An 18,323-nucleotide genomic window follows, 5' to 3' on the forward strand; every position below is an offset into this window, starting at 1 on the left:
TTGATCGACATCAAAGCGTTATTGTCCGCCTGTCGCGGGCCGCCATTGTTGAGGGATCTGGAAGGGACGTTCCCGACGCCTCGCATTAATCCACACATCGTTGGCTCCTACAATCGGCGCCTTCAGGGTAGGCGTGCGCCAGTCGATTCGCGCATTCCTCAGACTAGGACCCCGCGCGGTATTAATCATGAAACGCCAGCATGCGATCAAGCAAGTGTCGTCCGATACTTTCGGATGGCGAGCTGGCATGCTGCGCGCGATCGCCGACGCCGGCACAGAGTGGGCGACCACCGACGGCCTCATCTGGCTTCATCTGTTCAAGACGGTACTGGCCGCGCTGCTTGCGCTGGGCATCGCGATGCTGCTCGAATTGCAGCAACCGCGCACCGCGATGACGACGGTGTTCGTCCTGATGCAGCCGTTCAGCGGGATGGTACTCGCGAAGAGTTTTTATCGGATCGTCGGAACGTTCGTCGGCATGCTGGCCGCGCTGCTGCTCGGCGCACTGTTCGCGCAGCAGCCCGAGCTGTACATGCTCGGCATCACCGCCTGGATGGGCGTGTGTGTGGCGGCGGCGGTCCGGTATCGGCATTTTAGATGGTATGGCTTCGTGCTGGCTGGCTATACCGCGGCGTTGATCGGCATTCCGACCGTGATGGAACCGAATGGCCTGTTCCTCGCCGCGTTGACGCGCGCCGCGGAAGTGGCGATCGGCATCGTCTGCTCGGCGGCCGTCAGCGCGCTGATCGTGCCGCGTCGATCGAGCCTCGCGCTGCAAAACGCACTGCAATCGAGGCATTTGAATTTTACGGCCTTCGCAGTGAAAGTGCTCGATGGGGCCGTCGAGCGCGGCACGTCCGAGCGCTATTTCGCGGACCTGGTCGATGAGGTCGTGGGCTTCGAGGCCACACGCGCGTTCGCCGCTTTCGAAGATCCCGGCATGCGCTCGCGCAGTCAGGTGCTTGCAAGGTTGAACCACGAGTTCATGGACGTCTGCGCACGACTGCACGCGCTGCATCAGTTGAGAAAGCGCCTGCGCGGCAACCCGTCCGTCCAGGCCGTGCAAGCGACTGCGCCATATTTCCACGAACTTTCGCAATTGCTCGGCGCACACAAAGAGCGCCGCTTCGATTCATCCGATGCCGCACGCATCGCGATCAGACTCAAAGCCTTCCAGGCGACGCTGCCCGCCAGAATGCGTGCGACACGCCGTCCGCTGGAATCGGACGAGCCGCAGTGTCTACCCGATTTCGATACCGCTGGCGAATTGCTGTATCGCTTCGTAGTCGAGTTCATTCGCTATATCGACACGTATGCGTCGCTGGAGACCAATCACAATCCGGCGCGCGAGCGGCCGCCCGTGCGCTACGTCAGCCGGACCAACGCGTTCGTGGTCGCTTGCACGTTTGCGCGCACGGCGGCTGTCGTCGGCGCGATCAGCTGGTTCTGGATCGCGACGAACTGGCCGAGCGGCGGCATGGCCGTGATCGGTGCAGCGCTCACGTGCGCGCTGACTTCCGCGGCGCCGAACCCCGTCAAGCTCGCGCTGCAGATGTCGGTCGGCGCGGCGTGCGCGACGATCGCCGGCTATCTGGTCACGTGCTATGTGTATCCCGCGGTCGATGGTTTTCCGCTGCTGTGCGCGATGCTCGCGCCCGTGCTCGCCGTCGGCACCTTCTTCGCGTCGCGGACGAAGACAGCGGGTTACGGCGTCGGCTTCACGGTCTTTTTCTGCCTGCTCGCCGCGCCCGACAACGTCGTCGTGTACGCGCCCGATCTGCTGATCAACAATGGCATTGCGATCGTCGTGTCGATGCTCGTGACGGCCATCGGCGCCGCAATCGTGTTCCCGGTGCAGATGCCGTGGCTGATCGCGCGTATCGAAGGCGACCTGCGCAGCCAGGTCACGCTGGCATGCACGGCGCCGCTCGCGGGTCTCGCACATCGCTTCCAGTCGAGCACGCACGATCTGATGCACCAGCTGCGCATGCTGCTGCCGAAGCGTTCGCGACGCCATCGCAACGCGCTCAGATGGATGCTCGTCACGCTCGAAGTCGGGCACGCGACTATCGATCTACGCAGCGAGATCGAACGCGCCACATACGCAAGCGACGCACACGCCCGATGGAAGCCGTCTCTCGATCGCGTCACGCGCGATCTCGCGCAGCTATTCGAGCGGCCCGACAAAACGCATGTCGAACGAACGCAAATCTCCGTGCGTGCGGCGATGCGGGTTGTTCAGCAAGTGCTGGAAGCCGTCCATGCGGACCGCGAGAAGCGTCACGATCAGCAGCGCATCCTCAGTTGCCTGCATTTCATCCGCACAGCGCTGCTCGACAAAGGCGCGCCGTTCGACACGCGTTGATCCCCGGCACATCTCGAACAATGCAATCGACACAACAGTCTTTTGCGTCGTCACGACGCCCAGCGCAAACGCGAAAACCCCAGCCTAAACCGATCTTGCCGCAACCAGGAAGAATGCCTTCCAGCCGTCCCTCTTAATCCACGCCGATCTCAGTCATATATTGGAACCACTGCTTACGCAGCCATTGAAACAACTGGAGAGATTGAAATGAAAGCGCTAAGTTGGTCCTGATTGCCTGTTCGTTGTCCGCTGCGGCGCTTGCGCACGCGCAGACGGCGCCGGCGGACGAAAGCGCGCAACAGGTCGCACAGGCGAACGCAGCACGCGTCGCGCAACCCGAAGCGCAGCGTCCCGTCGCGAAGCGGGCGAAGAAGGCCGATGAGTGTGTCGGTCCCGTGAGCTACTGCGTGATGTATTTCGGTAGCTGACCAGAGCGGCACCGCGCAGCCGCCTGAAACATCGGGCGGAATGAGCGGAAATCGAGCGACAGCCGGACCACGCACACCAACAACAAGACGTGCAAACCGGCTTTCGCGAGCGTGACATCGGAGAGACTTTCATCATGTACGAAGACCGGATTCGCTGTGCCGCGGTGCGCGGCAAGATCACATCGGCGGCGCAGGCAGCGCTGCTGATCGACAATGGCATGCGCGTCGGCGCGAGCGGCTTCACGCGCGCGGGCGATGCGAAGGCAGTTCCCGTTGCGCTGGCCGAACGCGCTCGCAGCGAAGGCAAGCCGCTGCGGATCACGTTGATAACGGGCGCATCGCTGGGTCACGGCGTCGACAGTCTGTTGACGGACGCCGGTGTGCTCGCGCGCCGTATGCCGTTCCAGGTCGACAGCACCTTGCGCAAGGCGATCAATCGCGGCGACGTGATGTTCGTCGACCAGCATCTGTCGGAGACGGTCGAAATGTTGCGCGCCGGCCAGCTCGGCAAGCTCGACGTCGCGATCATCGAAGCCGTCGCGATCACCGAGACGGGCGGCATCGTGCCGACCACATCAGTCGGCAATTCGGCGAGCTTCGCGATTCTCGCCGACAAGGTGATCGTCGAAATCAATCTGGCGCAGCCGCTCGCGCTCGAAGGTCTGCACGACATCTGGATTCCGGGCCGCCGTCCGCATCGCGATCCGCTGCCCGTCGTGCGCCCGAGCGATCGCGTCGGCACGACGGCGATCGAGATCCCGCCCGAAAAGATCGCCGCCATCGTCATCACGAACAAGCCCGACAGCCCATCGACTGCATTGCCCGCTGACGAAGACACGGCGTTGATCGCCGGTCATCTGATCGAGTTCCTGCAGCATGAAGTCGCGCATGGACGCATGCCTTCGCCGTTGCCGCCGTTGCAGGCAGGTATCGGCACGATTGCGAATGCGGTGCTGGCCGGCTTCGCCGATTCGCCGTTCGAGCCGTTCTCGATCTACTCGGAAGTCCTGCAGGATTCGACCTTCGATCTGATGGATGCCGGCAAGGTCACGTTCGCGTCGGGCGCGTCGATCACGTTGACGGAAAAGCGCCAGGCGCAGGTGTTCGGCGATCTCGCGCGCTATCGCGACCGGCTCGTGCTGCGTCCGCAAGAGGTCAGCAACCATCCCGAAGTGATTCGCCGTCTGGGCCTGATCGCGCTGAACACCGCGCTCGAATTCGACATCTACGGCAACGTGAATTCGACGCATGTCGGCGGCACGCACATGATGAACGGCATCGGCGGTTCGGGCGACTTCGCGCGCAACGCGTCGTGCGCGATCTTCGCGACGAAATCGATCGCCAAGGACGGCGCGATTTCGAGCGTCGTGCCGATGGTGCCGCACGTGGACCACAACGAACACGATGTCGATATCGTCGTGACGGAGATCGGTCTTGCGGACCTGCGCGGACTCGCGCCGCGCGAACGGGCGTCGCTGATCATCGACCAATGCGTGCATCCGCTGTATCGCGATCTGCTGCGTGACTACTATCGCGATGCGCTGCGCTTTGGCGGGCAGACGCCGCACGTGCTGCGCGAAGCGTTCGCATGGCACGCGCGCTTTCAGGAAACGGGATCGATGCTGCCGGAGCGAAACGTCACAGTGTGACGTAATTGAACTGACGGACGTCAGGTGCCGCCGCCGACCAGACGCAAGCGCGTGATCTCCGACGGCGCGCCCAGACGCTTGGGTGGTCCCCAATACCCGGTCCCGCGGCTCGTATAGACCCACAGGTCGTCGAGCCGCGAAAGGCCTGCCACGAAAGGCTGTTGCAGCCGCACCGCAAAATTCCACGGAAAGAACTGGCCGCCATGCGTATGGCCGGACAGTTGCAGCGTGAAGCCCGCATCGGCCGCAGCTTCCGCCGAGCGCGGCTGATGCGCGAGCAGCACCTTGATCAGCACGTCGCCGGGCGCGCCTTCGAGCGCCGCAGCGGGATCGCTCTCGTGCGCGGGATCGAAGTGTCCCGCGGAAAAATCGGTGACGCCCGCGATCACCGCCTGCGCGCCATCGTGCTCGACGACGACATGCTCGTTGAGCAGCACATGCAGGCCGAGCCGCTGAAACTCGGCAATCCACGCATGGGCGCCCGAATAGTATTCGTGATTCCCCGTCACCAGATACGCGCCATGCCGCGCGCTCAGCCGCGATAGCGGCCGCGTGTGATCGGCAAGATGCTCGACGCTGCTGTCGACGACATCGCCCGTCACCGCGATCAGATCCGGCTCGAGCCGGTTCACGGCATCGACGATCGCATCGACGTAACCGCGCTTGATGGTCGGCCCGACGTGAATGTCGCTGATCTGCACGATGGTGAAGCCGTCGAGCGCGTGCGGCAGGTCTTTGATCGGCACGTCGATCGACACGACACGCGCACGGCGCCGCGCATTGAAAAAGCCGATGGCCGTCGACAGCAGCGCGAGCAGCGGCACCGCGATCGCGCTATTGATCTCCCAGCGCGCGGGATTCACCGCTTGCGGCGCGATTGCGTGAACGATCATCACGACGAGCAGCAGCAGCTCACGCGCAAACGTCAACACGAGCAGCGACGAGAAGAGACCCAGCGCGATCAGCCCCGCCCACGCGAGCCGGTCGCCGAGCGGTTGCGTCTGCAGGGAGCGCGCGATCATGCCGACGGGAATCAGCAGCACGGACAGCACGAGCCACAGCGCGCACAGCCCTTTCACGGCGGCATCGACGGGCAGTTCGGGAATGATCCGGATGCCGACATACACGTGCAGCAGGATGCCGATGGCAATGATCCGGACGAAAAACGATAGGCGGCGCATAGGTGGAAGTGGGGCGCGGATTGCGCGGAAGGTGAGTCGCAGAAAGCGCACGCCGTTGCAGAGCGGCGGCCAATCATTCTACAAGCAGTTCAGTGCGCTTGCCGAAGCCGTACGGACATGTCGGGGCAACGCCAATATGTGGGCGTTGCGATGCAGCATACGTGCGCTGCAAGTTCTTCGTCATGCCGATTAAATGCTTATTAAATGGCTATTGAATTGGGCGCATGAACGGACTATTCTGGAATGGAGCGTGACTGCCGGCGGCAGGCCTCGCGTCCCGTTCCCGGTGTCCCGGGCGCGCGAGACACTCCTCTGCAGGCGGCAGCTGCGCCTGATCGCCCAATCGGTTTGCGGTTTGGGAGGAGACGAATGATGAAAACGACAAAGTTCGCGCATCGCGAGCATCACATCGGTTACGAAGGCAGTCACGTGATGCTGCCTATGGTCGTGCTGTCCCTGATGGCGCTTGGCGTCTACTACGGCGTCCAGCACATCGACTTTTCCGAACTGGGGCGCACCGCGCTCTTTTACGTCGTGATGGTGTTCGTCGCGCTCGGCGTGGCGGGCCTGTTCGGCGTGGTCGGGGCGTGGCTGAGATCGCGCGGAGACGAGGCGGAAGAGGGTTTCTGCTTCGTCGGCGCGCTGATCGGCGCGATCGTGTTCTACGTCGCGCTGATGGCAAGCTGACGCTGCCCGGAGCGCGGCGGGCTTAGGGCAACGCCAGCCAGCGTCAGACGATTTGCGCCGCTTCGTCGAACGAAAAACGCGGGCTGCGCGGGAACAGCTTCGACGCGTCGCCGTAGCCGAGATTGATCAGGAAGTTCGACCGGACCGTCGTGCCCGCGAAGAACGCGGCGTCCACTTTCGCCTTGTCGAAGCCGGACATCGCGCCCGTGTCGAGGCCGAGCGCACGTGCGGCCATGATCAGATAGCCGCCTTGCAGCGTCGAGTTGCGGAACGCGGTTTCGGCGATCGCGGCTTCGTTGCCCGCGAACCAGCTGCGTGCATCGGCGTGCGGGAAGAGCTTCGGCAGATGGTCGTAGAAGGCCATGTCCATGCCGACGATCACCGTGACAGGCGCGGCCATGGTCTTTTCCAGGTTGCCTGCGGACAGCGCGGAACTCAGCCGCGCCTTGCCTTCCGGTGTCTTCACGAACACGAAACGTGCGGGGCTCGAATTGGCCGAGGTCGGGCCGAGCAGAACGAGGTCGACCAGTTGCCTGAGAAGCGCGTCGTCGACGGGCCGCGGCTGCCAGCCGTTGTGCGTGCGGGCGGTGCGGAATAGTTGATCGAGAGCGTCGTCGGAAAGAATCATGATGATGGGCTGAATGACGAAAAGTCGAATGAAAGCGCAAGCTGGCGGATGACCCGCGGCAGCGGCGCGTTCGATAATACCCGCTGTTTCCTGTGAAGAGAGGTTTCGCAAGCGCTATGCGGTGTTGTGCGCTCGCGATTGAAACGCAATGTCCGCCGATCTGTTCGACGATTTGCCAACGCCCGATGTGGCGTGGTTCCCCGACTGGCTCGCGCCCGATGCCGCCGCTGCATTGCTCGCGCGCATCGTCGACGAAGTCGCCTGGCAGCAGGATTCGATGTTCACACCCGCCGGCCGTGTGCCGTTGCCGCGCCTGACGGCATGGCAAGGCGAGTCCGATGCCGTCTATGTGTACTCGGGCATCCGCAACGTGCCGTCGCCGTGGACGCCCGCCGTCGCGGAACTGAGAGCCACCGTTGAAGCAACTTGCGGCGCGCCGTTCAATAGCGTGCTGCTCAACCGCTATCGCAGCGGCGCGGACAGCATGGGCTGGCATGCGGATCGGGAGCCCGAACTCGGCAAGGAGCCGGTGATCGCGTCCGTCAGCCTCGGCGCGACGCGACGCTTCGATCTGCAGCACAACAAGACGCACGTCGTGCAGTCTTATCCGTTGAAGGGCGGCAGCCTCCTCGTGATGCGCGGACGGACACAGGCCGAGTGGCGGCATCGCGTGCCGAAGGAGCCGAAGGTGCAGGGCGAACGCGTGAACCTGACCTTCCGCTTCGTGACGCCAGGGCGCTAGCTGCGCATGCTCCTGCTACAAGTACGATAAAACTTTTAAAAAATTTATGCGCATAAGGAATCGGTTTCAGGCAGCCGATTCGAGGCGTCGATGGATGGTCGGCGCTAGCCGCTCGAAGGGCAGTGTGCTTGCTGCGATCGCGGCCATGTCCGGGTACTGCTCGCGGACGATATCGGTCAGCACCTGGCCGGGCGGCGCTTCAACGAACACCTTCGCGCCCATTTCGATCATCACGGTCAGCGCGTCGAACCAGCGGACCGTGTAGCGCATGTTCGTGGCGAGATCGTCGCGCACGGCATCCGCCGTATACAGCGCGCGGCCGCCGCGATTGCCGATATAGCCGCTCGACGGCGCGCGAAACGGGACATCGCGCGCGTAGTCCGTCAGCGCATCGGCGGCTGCCGCGAGCAGTTCGCAATGCGACGGCACGCTGACGGCGAGCCGCGTCGCCTTGCGCGCGCCTGCCGCTAACGCTCGCTCGTTGAATGCATCGAGCGCAGCGTCCGAGCCTGCCACGACGATCTGACGCGGCGCGTTCACATTGCCGACGTAGACGCGGGCTGCGGCGTCGCGTGCCTGCGCGTCGGCGAGCTTCTCGATTTCGTGTTCGGTCAGCCCGGCAATCGCGGACAGGCCATAGCCACGCGGATACGCCGTTTCCATCAGTTCGGCGCGCTTGCGCACCATGAGCAGCGCGGCCGCGAAGTCGATTGCGCCGCAACTCACGGCGGCTGCATACGCGCCCACCGACAAACCCGCGCTCAGTTCGGGCGCCAGTCCTTCGGCGGTGAGCGCGCGCTGTATTGCGACGCCTGCGATCAGCAAGCCCATCTGCACGGCGACGGTCGATTCGAGCGCTGTTTGGGTGTCGAGTGTCAGCACGTCGACGTTCAGCACGGCGGATGCTTCGTCGAGCGTTGTCTGAATGGCGGTATGCGTGCCGAGGCGATGCAGGAAGCCTTCGGTTTGCGCGCCCTGGCCAGGGAAAATAAAAGCGAGCATTAGAGCGCCCAGGGATCGGAGACGAGCCGTGGACCGCTCGCATGTCGCGCCATCACGCGCGCCTTGCCGGACGCGTATTCGGCGAGCGCGACGCCGCCTGCGGGCGTTTCGAGTTGCGCGTCGATGCGGATGCCTGCATGTGCTGCGTGTTCATCGAGTTTCGCCTGGATGCGTTGTGCTTCGTCGCGTGGTAAATGATTCGGCATCCGTATTAATAAATCGAGGTCGCTGGTCGCGGTGGCGGTGGGCTTGCCGGATGCAAGTTCGAAACCGACGCTTCCTGTTGGTCCCCAAATGAATGAATCAATGCATGACGTGTCGCGCCGCAGCGCATCTAGCGCGACGAAAACGGGAAGTGCGGCGCGATCCGCGACAAGCAACGCGGAATCCAACGAAGAAGACAACAACGCTTCAGGCCTGAAAACAGCCTCGATATCATCACTATGCGCCCACGTTCCATACCGCTCATTGCGCGCCGCGCCGCGCAACCCGATGGCTACCAATCCTGCCGCCGCCTGCGCCCGTCGCACGACAGCGAACGGCGCGCGCGCGAACGCAGCGCGGACCCACGCCGGTTCGTGATCGAACGATTCGAGCCGCCGCAAGCGCACGATGTCGTGCGCTTGCCAGCGCAGATCGTCAGTAACGAGCGCGTCTTCTGGCGCAAACGGCGCGGCCGCGCAAACACGCATCACGCAGCGTCCCACTGTTCAGCGAGCTTGCGCCGCACTTCGATCGACGCAGCGCGCGTCTTCTTCGCCGCATCCGACTCCAGCCGCCGCGACAACCCGCGCGTATCCGAGCGGGCGCTCCTGGCCGCTTCCGCGAGCACGCTGCGCACGCTTTCGATTTGCGCTTGCGTGGGCTCATCAGCATCGACGCCCTCGATCAGCGTGTCGAGCAGCCCGAGCTTCGCGAACGACGCCATCGTGTACGACATCGGCGTGATCGTTTCGCCGAGCTTGTCGAGTTCTTCGACCGTGCGGCGCGTGACGCGCGCGGCGGCTTCCTTGCCCATCGCGTGTACCAGCGTGCCGGGCGCATCGAGCGCGACGATCCGGTTTGCCTGATAGCCGTGCGCGAGGAACGCGCCCGACATCGCGGGACCCACGATCAGCGCAACCACAGGATGCCCGGCGTCGCGCGCGCTCGCATACGCATCGACAGCCGACGCGCACGCCAGATGAATGCCGAGCGTCTCTTCGCGATACCCATACGCCTGGCTTTTGACATCGACGATCGCGACGATAGGGCGCTTGTGTTCCGACGACGCATCGCGCGCTACCGCTTCACGCACCGCTTGCGCGAGCTTCCAGCCCTGTTCGAGTCCGACGACGTTATCGCGCGCGCGCGGAAAGCGGTTGTCGGGGTCGGGGACGACGGAGAAGAAGGTCGCCATCTCGTTGCCAAGCGGCGCCTCGCCGGACCAGACGGGCGCGGCCGTCGACGTGTCGCCCGCAAGCGCCTTGAACCAGCGCATGCCGCGCGTCAGTACCGTATCGCTCATCATTGCTCCTTGCGCGGCGTGGCCGCTTCGTTTGGCTCGAACACATCGCGCATCGTTTCGGGCGTGACGTTTGCGGGATCGATGCGCGCGAGCCGCTCCAGATACTCGGCCACCTGTTCCGTGCGATGCGCCGCCGGCACGCCGCGCGCGAACGCATCGCGAACCGCGGCCTGGACGGCGTGCGCGTCGTCGTCGACGAGCGCGTCGGCAAGTCCTGTCGCCGTGCGTTGCTCGCCGCCGATCATCTGCCACACGCGGCGCCGGTCGCTCGAATCGAGTTCTTCGATGCCCGCTTCCTGTTCGATCACTTCGGGGCCGTTCATGCCGAGGCGTCCCTGTTTCGTCGCGACCAGATACGAGCACAGCCCGGCCGCGAGCGACATGCCGCCGAAGCATCCAACCATGCCCGCGATCACGCCGACCACGGGCACGTATCGCCGCAACGCGACGATCGCCGCCTGCATCTCCGCGATCACGGCCAGCCCCAGATTCGCTTCCTGCAAACGCACGCCGCCTGTTTCGAACAGCACGACGGGCCGCACGATCTTGCCGCGCTCGCAATCGCGCAGTGCGAGTTCCAGCGCCGCGGCGATCTTGCTGCCCGACACTTCGCCGATGCTGCCGCCCTGAAACGCCGACTCGATCGCGGCGATCACGGCCGGCTGGCCGTCGATTGTGCCGCGCGCGATCACCGCGCCATCGTCGGCCTGGCAGACGATGCCTTGCAACGGCAGCCACGGCGATTCGATGCGGTCGAACGGGCCGAGCAGTTCGCGGAACGTGCCTTCGTCGAGCAGCGCGCGGGCGCGCTCGCGTGCCGTCAGCTCGATGAAGCTGTCGCGCAACACCGGCATCGACGGTGGGTTGTGTATCGTCGCCGTGCTCATGAGCTTGCTCCTTCGTCGGCCGCTTCGATGGCCTCCGCGAGACGCAGCGCGACCACGCCCGGCGTCGCGCCGAAGTCGTTGATCTCGATCTGCGCCGCGCCGTCATAGCGCGTGAAGAACCGGTCGAGCACGCTCTTCCAGATGTGCCCGTAGCCGTCGACGCTGGTGCGCACGGTCACGGTCGCCTGCATCGCGCCGGCGGGCGACAGCAGCACTTCGAGATCGCCCGAACCGACCACGCCCACATGCGAGCGCGTGGTGATCGCGCGTTGCGCCGGATAATCGAAAGTCATCTGTTCCATCAGTTTTCAGCTCCCGCTGGAGCGTGACGCGCCAGCTTGTCGATGAAGAGGGTGGCGGCGAGCAGATCGGCTGCGCCGCCAGGAGAAGCGTTGAGCGAAAGCAATTCGGTTTCGAGCGCGTCGAACGCGACGCGTCCCGCCGCCGTCGCGACGCCGCCCGCCGCGAGCACGGCGCGCGCGCCGCGTTGCCCTGCATGCAGACCGGCGAGACCGGCGCGATGCAGGAGGCAGGTATCGTCGAGCGCGGCCATGATCGCGAGCAGCGTGTCGACACGCGCAGCGTTTTCGCCGATGCCTTTCGCGCGTGCCGCGCGCAACGCGGGCAGACCGACGCCGATCACGTGCGGGAAACCGTCCTGCGCTTCCTGACGCGCGCCGCCGACATTAAACCGTTGACGCACGCGCTCGCCGTGACTGTCGACGGGTGCGGCGAAGCGGTCGGGAAAGCAGGCGATCTGCGCGCCGAGTTCGCAGACGCGCGCGGCGTGCGAGTGCGTGCGTTCATACGGCAGCAGTTCGCGCAAAACGTTGTCGTCATCGTCGGCAATGATGGCCGCGCCCGCGACCAGCAGGCCGACAATCCAGATCGCGCCGCGATGCGCATTGCTGCCGTTCGTCGCGTGCATCATGTCGTGTTCGCCAGCGCGTCCGATCTGCGCAAGCTCCGCGCGCAGCGTCGCCGAAGGCAGGCGGCCACGCGATGCGCGCGCCAGCGCCGCGAAACTCGGTTCGAGGGAGCGTGCGGAGCGCAGCATAAGCGGCAAGTCCAGATCGCGATGCGCACCGCTGCCGCGCCCATCGACGAGCGCGGGTTTCGGCGTCAGTTGCGCTTCTTCGATCAGCGACTCGACCGCGAATCGTGCGAGCGTGGCATCGCACGGCGCGGCATCGACGCGAGGCAGACAGCGGGCGTTGGCACGCTGAGGCATGCCCGCGTCGAGCGGGATAGCGTATTGCAAGGCCATCGCATCACCAGCTGCGGAAACGTGCCGGCGGTGTGTACAGCCCGCCCGACCAGGTGACGAGATCGTCGATGCTGCGCGCCGCGAGCAGTGAACGCTTCGCTTCGCCGCGCCGGATGCCGAGATCTTCTGGATACGCGACGATGCCCCGGCGGCGCAGTTCGGCCGTCTTTTCGGGCTTCGCGCGCAAGCCGATCGGCGTCACGCCGGCGACCGCCGCGACCGCCGCGCGCCGCTCTTCGACGCCTTCGGCCTTGTGCAGATGCGCGATGCCTTCTTCCGTCACGACATGGCTGACGTCGTCGCCGTAGATCATCACGGGTGCGATGGGCATGCCGCTTTTCGCGCCGACAGCGACGGCATCGAGTTCATCGACGAACGTCGGCTCGCCGCCTTTCTTGTACGTTTCAGCCAGTTGCACGACGAGTTTCTTGCCGCGCGACACGGGGCCTTCGTCTTTCAGCAGCTTGAGCCACGCTTCGCTTGAATGACGGCGGCCGCGCGGATCGTGACCCATGTTCGGCGCGCCGCCGAAGCCCGCCAGACGCCCGCGCGTGACCGTCGACGAATTCGCGTCGCCGTCTATCTGCAGCGTCGAGCCGATAAACAGATCGACACCGTATTGCCCGGCTAGCTGGCACAGCACGCGGTTCGAGCGCAGCGTGCCGTCGCTGCCCGTGAAGAACACGTCGGGGCGCGCTTCGACATACCCCTCCATGCCGACTTCGCTGCCGAAGCAATGCACGCTTTCGACCCAACCCGATTCGATGGCGGGAATCAACGTGGGATGCGGATTGAGCGTCCAGTTGCGGCAGATCTTGCCCTTCAGTCCGAGCGACTCGCCGTAAGTCGGCAACAGCAGCTCGATGGCGGCCGTGTCGAAACCGATGCCGTGATTCAGCGACGTCACGCCGTACGGCTCGTAGATGCCCTTGATGACCATCATCGCGGTGAGCACCTGCAAATCGCCGATATGGCGTGGATCGCGTGTAAACAGCGGCTCGACGGCGAACGGGCGGTCGGCCTCGACGACCACGTCGACCCACGAAGCGGGAATATCGACGCGCGGCAGTTCATCGACGATCTCGTTGACCTGCACGATCACGATGCCATGGCGGAACGCGGCGGCTTCGGCGATGGTCGGCGTGTCTTCCGTGTTCGGGCCGGTGTAGAGATTGCCGTGCCGGTCGGCTTTTTCCGCGCACAGCAGCGCGACGTTCGGCGTGAGGTCGACGAACATGCGTGCGTACAGTTCGACATACGTATAGATCGCGCCGATTTCGAGCTGGCCGTCTTCGAGCAGTTGCGCGACGCGCAGGCTCTGCGGACCCGCGAACGCAAAATCGACCTTGTGCGCGATGTTCCTTTCAAAGAGCGTCAGATGCTCGGGGCGGCTGATGCTCGAAATCAGCAGATGCACGTCATGCACCTTCTGCGGATCGACCTTCGCGAACGAGCGCGACAGAAAGTCGGCCTGCTTCTGGTTGTCGCCTTCGAGCGCTACGCGATCGCCGGGGCGGATCAGCGTTTCGAGCGCATCGACGATGCGATGCGCGGGCAGGATGCCGTCTTCGAGCCAGGGCTCGATCGCGGCGAGCCTGCGTCGCTTCTCGTCGCGTTTGGTGGTCCAGGAACGCGCGGCAGATGACCCTGCGGGCGCTTCCGTTGACTGTGCCAATCCGAGCTTGGCTGATTCGATTCGCTGATTCATCGGTGCTTCAACTCCCGATAGTGGTTGGAGTGCGCGCGGGCCGTCCGCGCTTTCGGCGCGGGGTGGCCGCGGCGGCTTCCGCCTGCGCGCGTTCCGTCAAGAAACGATAGACCAGTTCGCCCGTGCCCAGCAGGTGAGCGGAGATGAGCGACTGGGCGGCGGCGATGTCCTTGCGTTCGACGGCGGCAAGGATGTCCAGGTGTTCGGCATCGGATTCGCCCTTGTAAGCGGGCAAACCAAATTTCAGTCTCAGATAGCGCTCGCCGCGCCGGTGTAGCGCCGCGATCATCTCTGCGAGCTGAGGGCGGTTGGCGGGCGCGTACAAGGCGGTGTGGAACGCTTCATTGCGGGCCACGTAAAGGGTAGGGTCCGGTTCGCTCTCGGCGGCTTTGCAAAGCGCCACCGCTTCGCGCAGCGACTCGGGAGTGTGATTCGGAATCGCCAGCGTGATCGCAAGGCTTTCGAGCGCCGAGCGGATCTCGTAGATCTCGCGCGCCTCAGCAGGCGAGAGCCGCGCGACGCTCGCGCCCTTGTTCAGCTCGACTTTCACCCAGCCTTCACTTTCCAGCTGGCGCAGTGCTTCGCGCACGGGAATTGCGCTGACCGAGAAGTGCCGCGCGATCGCGTCCTGCCGCAGCGGCGCGCCGGGCTCGAGTGAGCCTTCGACGATTGCCGTGCGCAGCGCCTCCGCGATCACACGCGAAGTGCTGGGCCGCGGCTCATGCGCCGTGGGCAGCAAGGGGACGCGCGGGGCGCTGTCCAGGGGAAAACCACCGGTTGCGTTGTTCATGACATCAAATATTATATATAAAAACGACGAATTTCTAGCGGGCAAACCCGGGGTTTTCATAAAGGCACGGCGCTGACGCGCGGCGCCTCTCGCACATGCGGCGGCCCGCATGCGGGGGAGCCGTTGTGCCGTGACGGTCACCCAATCCAACCGTAGTACATGGAGGAGCAGGAGCATGTTGAATTCTTCGATATCGGACCGTGCGGGAACCGTGCGGCAGAAGACGCCGCTCAACCGGTCGCAGATCGCCGGCTTTTGGGGCGCGTGGGCGGGCTGGACGCTGGATGGGATGGACTCGTTCATTTATGCGCTGGTGCTGACGCCGGCGCTGACTGAATTGCTGCCGCGCTCGGGCTATGCGGCGACGCCCGCGAACGTCGGACTTGCCGGTTCGATCCTGTTTGCGCTCTTCCTGGTGGGTTGGGGGCTGTCGTTCATCTGGGGCCCGCTCGCGGACCGTTTCGGCCGCACGAAGGTGTTGGCGGGCACGATTTTCACGTTTGCGATCTTTACTGGCCTGTCGGCGACGGCGCATAACGTGTGGGAGTTGGGCATCTATCGCTTCATTGCTGGCGTGGGCATTGGCGGCGAATGGGCGCTGGCGGGGACCTATGTCGCCGAGGCGTGGCCCGAGGATCGCCGCAAGATGGGCGCGGGCTATCTGCAGACGGGCTACTACGCGGGTTTTTTCCTGGCTGCCGCGCTGAACTACACGATTGGCGTGCATTTCGGCTGGCGCGCGATGTTCCTGACGGGGGCGGTGCCCGTGGTCGTCGCGATCATGATTCTCACGCGGGTGAAGGAGTCGGACAAATGGCAACGGGCCGAATCGCGCGACGTGGTGCGCGTGAGCCCGATGCGCGAGATTTTTGGGCCGACGTATCGGCGGCGTACCTGGGTCATGTGTGCGCTGTTGACGATCGCGATTATTGGATTGTGGGCGGGGGCGGTGTATGAGCCTTCGGCGGTCATTCAACTCGCGACGCGGGCCGGCATGGCAAGGCCTGAAGCATTGAAGATGGCTTCGATCGCGACGGGGTTGCTGTCGATCGGGACGATTCTTGGGTGTCTTGCGTTGCCGCCGCTGGCCGAGCGGTTTGGGCGCAAGAAAACGCTTGCTGTGTATTTTGCCGGGATGGCGATGGCGATTATTGGCAGCTTTGGCTGGGCCTTTTATCTGCCTAACGGGTTGGCGCCGTTTATTGCCTGGCTGTTTGTGCTTGGGTTCTTTGGTGGGAATTTCGCGCTGTTTAGCCTGTGGCTGCCTGAATTGTTCGAAACGCGTGTTCGCGCGACGGCTTTTGCTTTTTGTACTTCGTTTGGGCGGTTTGTTGGGGCGGGGGTGAATTTTCTGCTTGGGGCGGCTGTGCTCAGTATGCATACGCTTGGCGTGCCTGTTGCGCTGACGGCGCTTGCGTTTATTGTCGGGTTGCTTGTGATTCCGTTTGCTAAGGAGACTAAAGGGGAAGTTTTGCCGCAGTGATTTTGTGGCGGCTTCGCGGCGTGGGGTGGTTTGCTTTGTGTTTGCGCTGGCATCCGCGATTTGTTAGCGTGCTTCACGCGTCGCCCCTGTGCGGGGCGGCACCTACTTTTCTTTGCCGCCGCAAAGAAAAGTAGGCAAAAGAAAGCGGCTCACACCGCCAGTTCTAATGCTTGCCTGAGGGCCGTCAAAGGTTCTTACGCTTCACACGGCAGCGTCTCTGTTGGCGCTCGTTGCCAACGCTTCGAATGAACGCCTCACCCGCTTCGAATACTTGTACTCGGGCAAGCGGCAGCGAATGGTATGTGCCGCCCAGGTGGCAAACTGTGTGTAGGTTGTCGCGTCGTATAGCTTGGCGCTCTTACAGGGTGGAACGCGTGCGCTACCGGTCCGGAGTGAGACGTGTGCAGTACTACGGCCTACACACAGTTTGCCACCTGGGCGGCGGTGGAATATCTGGCACGGCGTGCTCCGACGCGTGCGCGTGAAGCGGGTGAGGCGCTTATTCAGAGCGCTGGCTACGAACATGGGTCACGTGATTGCCGTGTGAAGCGTAAGGCCCGTTGGGGTCCCTCAGGCAGGAAGAAATATTGGCGGTGTTAGCCGCTTTCTTTTGCCTACTTTTCTTTGCGGCGGCAAAGAAAAGTAGGTGCCGCCCCGCACAGGGGCAACGCGTGAGGCTAGATAACAAAACGCGGATGCCAGCGCAGAGGCAAGCACAAAACAGCAACGCCCACGCCGCGAAGGCGCCAAACGAATGCCCGCACAGGGGCGACGCATGAAGCACGAAGGCAAATCGCGGATGCCAGCGCAGAGGCAAGCACACAACAGCGACGCCCGCGCCGCGAAGCCGCCAAACGAATGCCCGCACAGGGCGACGCTTGAAGCACGAAGGCAAATCGCGGATGCCATCGCAGAGGCAAGCACACAGCAGCAACGCCCGCGCCGCGAAGGCGCCAAAACGAATGCCCGCACAGGGGCGACGCCTGAAGCACAAAGGCATAACGCGGATGCCAGCGCATACACAAAGCAAACCACCCAGCGTCGCAGACAAAAAACCCACTAACTCGCACGCAAGCGCAAAACCGACACCAACGGCCACCCAAGATTAACGCCAAGACTGGCAACAACAATCAACACCATCCCACCCATCTGCGAAACACCGAGCGCACGTCCATAAACAATTGCATCGACGGCAATCGCCGTCAGCGGATACACGAACAGCAGAACCGCGATCACCGGCGTCGTGAGCTTCGGCAGCGCGCCATAGATCAGCACATAAGAAAGCCCGGTGTGCAACACACCCATTCCGATCAACCAGAACCACTGCATCGGCCCGATATGCTCCGCGCCGAGCGGCGCGATAAACGGCAAGCACACGACACCAACAGCACATTGCGCAAGCGTCAGCAGATGCGGCCGCAGATCGCCAAGACTCTTGGCAATGAGCGTGACACTCGCATAGAGCACGGAACCAGCGAGCGCCTCGCCAATCCCGATCAGATAACTCGAATGTCCCTGCAATGAACCCGCTCCCGCGACGCCCGACGCAAGCACAAGCCCGACGAACGCCGTTGCGATCCACCCCAACCGGTCGATACCCAGCCGCTCATTGAACAGCGCAGCACCGATCAACACGACCCAAAACGGCTGCACATGAAACACGACCGTCGCCACCGCGATGCTCGTGCGATGAATCGCATCGAAGAAACCGACCCACTGGGTAACCATCAGCACGCCGGATAGCGCCGCAAGCAGCACCGTACGTCGCGTGAAATAACGGCGCGCGAAGTAGCCCTTATATGCGCAGTACGCAGCAAGCGATAGAAACCCGAACAGGCAGCGAAAGAACACCAGCGTCAGCGCGCCGAGCCGCGCTTCCTCGACGAACACGCCAATCGTGCCCATCAACAGGCCGCCGCTCGCAAGCGTGAGCGCGCCTTGCTGGCTTCGGCTGAGCGATATCGACGATACCGACGACAAAGACATGGCAGTAAATCCC

At 63.8% G+C, this 18,323-nt stretch carries 18 protein-coding genes; 7 read left to right on the top strand and 11 right to left on the bottom strand.

Annotation, left to right across the window (positions count from 1 at the left end; translation table 11 throughout):
- The first annotated feature begins 187 nt into the window (after positions 1-187).
- The 3 genes from C2L65_RS20815 to scpC all read left to right on the top strand — a co-directional run bounded on the left by C2L65_RS20815 (position 188) and on the right by scpC (position 4,442).
- Positions 188-2,365 (top strand): FUSC family protein, encoded by a 2,178-nt coding sequence (locus C2L65_RS20815; protein ID WP_042315492.1) that lies wholly within the window; start codon positions 188-190, stop codon positions 2,363-2,365.
- 221 nt (positions 2,366-2,586) lie between these two features.
- On the top strand, positions 2,587-2,793 hold the full coding sequence (locus C2L65_RS20820) for a hypothetical protein (protein ID WP_042315491.1): 207 nt from the start codon (positions 2,587-2,589) through the stop codon (positions 2,791-2,793).
- Positions 2,794-2,927: 134 nt separating this feature from the next.
- Entirely contained in the window at positions 2,928-4,442 is a 1,515-nt protein-coding gene (scpC, locus tag C2L65_RS20825) for a succinyl-CoA:acetate CoA-transferase ScpC (protein WP_042315499.1), read from the top strand.
- Positions 4,443-4,462: 20 nt separating this feature from the next.
- On the opposite strand, the gene C2L65_RS20830 is transcribed toward scpC, so the two are convergent.
- Complete coding sequence (locus C2L65_RS20830; protein WP_103254561.1) at positions 4,463-5,623, bottom strand: metallophosphoesterase; 1,161 nt, start codon at positions 5,621-5,623, stop codon at positions 4,463-4,465.
- 372 nt (positions 5,624-5,995) lie between these two features.
- Between C2L65_RS20830 and C2L65_RS20835 the strand changes: the two genes are divergently transcribed.
- The gene (locus C2L65_RS20835) at positions 5,996-6,310 is read left to right on the top strand and encodes a hypothetical protein (protein WP_007739009.1); all 315 of its coding nucleotides are present in this window, start codon (positions 5,996-5,998) and stop codon (positions 6,308-6,310) included.
- Between the two features lie 43 nt (positions 6,311-6,353).
- Here C2L65_RS20835 and C2L65_RS20840 read toward each other — a convergent pair whose 3' ends face one another.
- Positions 6,354-6,938 (bottom strand): malonic semialdehyde reductase, encoded by a 585-nt coding sequence (locus tag C2L65_RS20840; protein WP_042315488.1) that lies wholly within the window; start codon positions 6,936-6,938, stop codon positions 6,354-6,356.
- A gap of 148 nt (positions 6,939-7,086) precedes the next feature.
- Here C2L65_RS20840 and C2L65_RS20845 point away from each other — a divergent pair, with 148 nt between their 5' ends.
- Complete coding sequence (locus C2L65_RS20845) at positions 7,087-7,680, top strand: alpha-ketoglutarate-dependent dioxygenase AlkB family protein (RefSeq protein WP_042315486.1); 594 nt, start codon at positions 7,087-7,089, stop codon at positions 7,678-7,680.
- Between the two features lie 66 nt (positions 7,681-7,746).
- On the opposite strand, the gene mdcH is transcribed toward C2L65_RS20845, so the two are convergent.
- From mdcH to C2L65_RS20885, 8 genes are read right to left on the bottom strand one after another with little or no spacing between them, the layout of a single operon-like run.
- Positions 7,747-8,682 (bottom strand): malonate decarboxylase subunit epsilon, encoded by a 936-nt coding sequence (mdcH, locus tag C2L65_RS20850; RefSeq protein WP_042315485.1) that lies wholly within the window; start codon positions 8,680-8,682, stop codon positions 7,747-7,749.
- A complete protein-coding gene (locus C2L65_RS20855) occupies positions 8,682-9,374 on the bottom strand; it encodes a malonate decarboxylase holo-ACP synthase (protein ID WP_042315497.1) in 693 nt (230 codons plus the stop codon). The genes mdcH and C2L65_RS20855 overlap by 1 nt, the downstream gene beginning before the upstream one ends.
- Positions 9,374-10,189 carry a biotin-independent malonate decarboxylase subunit gamma gene (gene mdcE / locus C2L65_RS20860; protein ID WP_042315495.1) on the bottom strand — a complete coding sequence of 272 codons (816 nt, stop codon included), beginning with the start codon at positions 10,187-10,189 and terminating at the stop codon, positions 9,374-9,376. Before mdcE ends, C2L65_RS20855 begins: the two co-directional genes overlap by 1 nt.
- Entirely contained in the window at positions 10,189-11,076 is an 888-nt protein-coding gene (locus C2L65_RS20865) for a biotin-independent malonate decarboxylase subunit beta (RefSeq protein ID WP_042315484.1), read from the bottom strand. The genes mdcE and C2L65_RS20865 overlap by 1 nt, the downstream gene beginning before the upstream one ends.
- On the bottom strand, positions 11,073-11,378 hold the full coding sequence (locus C2L65_RS20870) for a malonate decarboxylase subunit delta (protein WP_042315482.1): 306 nt from the start codon (positions 11,376-11,378) through the stop codon (positions 11,073-11,075). Before C2L65_RS20870 ends, C2L65_RS20865 begins: the two co-directional genes overlap by 4 nt.
- Entirely contained in the window at positions 11,378-12,343 is a 966-nt protein-coding gene (locus C2L65_RS20875; RefSeq protein ID WP_042315481.1) for a triphosphoribosyl-dephospho-CoA synthase, read from the bottom strand. Before C2L65_RS20875 ends, C2L65_RS20870 begins: the two co-directional genes overlap by 1 nt.
- Positions 12,344-12,347: 4 nt before the next feature.
- Complete coding sequence (mdcA, locus tag C2L65_RS20880) at positions 12,348-14,051, bottom strand: malonate decarboxylase subunit alpha (protein ID WP_042315479.1); 1,704 nt, start codon at positions 14,049-14,051, stop codon at positions 12,348-12,350.
- Positions 14,052-14,058: 7 nt separating this feature from the next.
- A complete protein-coding gene (locus tag C2L65_RS20885) occupies positions 14,059-14,841 on the bottom strand; it encodes a GntR family transcriptional regulator (RefSeq protein ID WP_042315478.1) in 783 nt (260 codons plus the stop codon).
- 175 nt (positions 14,842-15,016) lie between these two features.
- On the opposite strand from C2L65_RS20885, the gene C2L65_RS20890 reads away from it, so the two are divergent.
- Positions 15,017-16,324, top strand: coding sequence for an MFS transporter (locus C2L65_RS20890; RefSeq protein WP_042315477.1), 1,308 nt, complete (start codon positions 15,017-15,019; stop codon positions 16,322-16,324).
- A 775-nt stretch (positions 16,325-17,099) separates the two neighbouring features.
- Positions 17,100-17,387: a hypothetical protein gene (locus tag C2L65_RS45560; RefSeq protein ID WP_156132412.1), complete on the top strand. Its 288-nt coding sequence runs from the start codon at positions 17,100-17,102 to the stop codon at positions 17,385-17,387.
- On the opposite strand, the gene C2L65_RS20900 is transcribed toward C2L65_RS45560, so the two are convergent.
- Positions 17,384-18,286: a DMT family transporter gene (locus C2L65_RS20900; RefSeq protein ID WP_042315474.1), complete on the bottom strand. Its 903-nt coding sequence runs from the start codon at positions 18,284-18,286 to the stop codon at positions 17,384-17,386. The two genes, C2L65_RS45560 and C2L65_RS20900, sit on opposite strands and share 4 nt — an antisense overlap.
- Positions 18,287-18,323 lie beyond the last annotated feature (37 nt).

The sequence above is a fragment of the Paraburkholderia terrae genome (genome assembly GCF_002902925.1).
Classification (GTDB): Bacteria; Pseudomonadota; Gammaproteobacteria; order Burkholderiales; family Burkholderiaceae; genus Paraburkholderia; species Paraburkholderia terrae.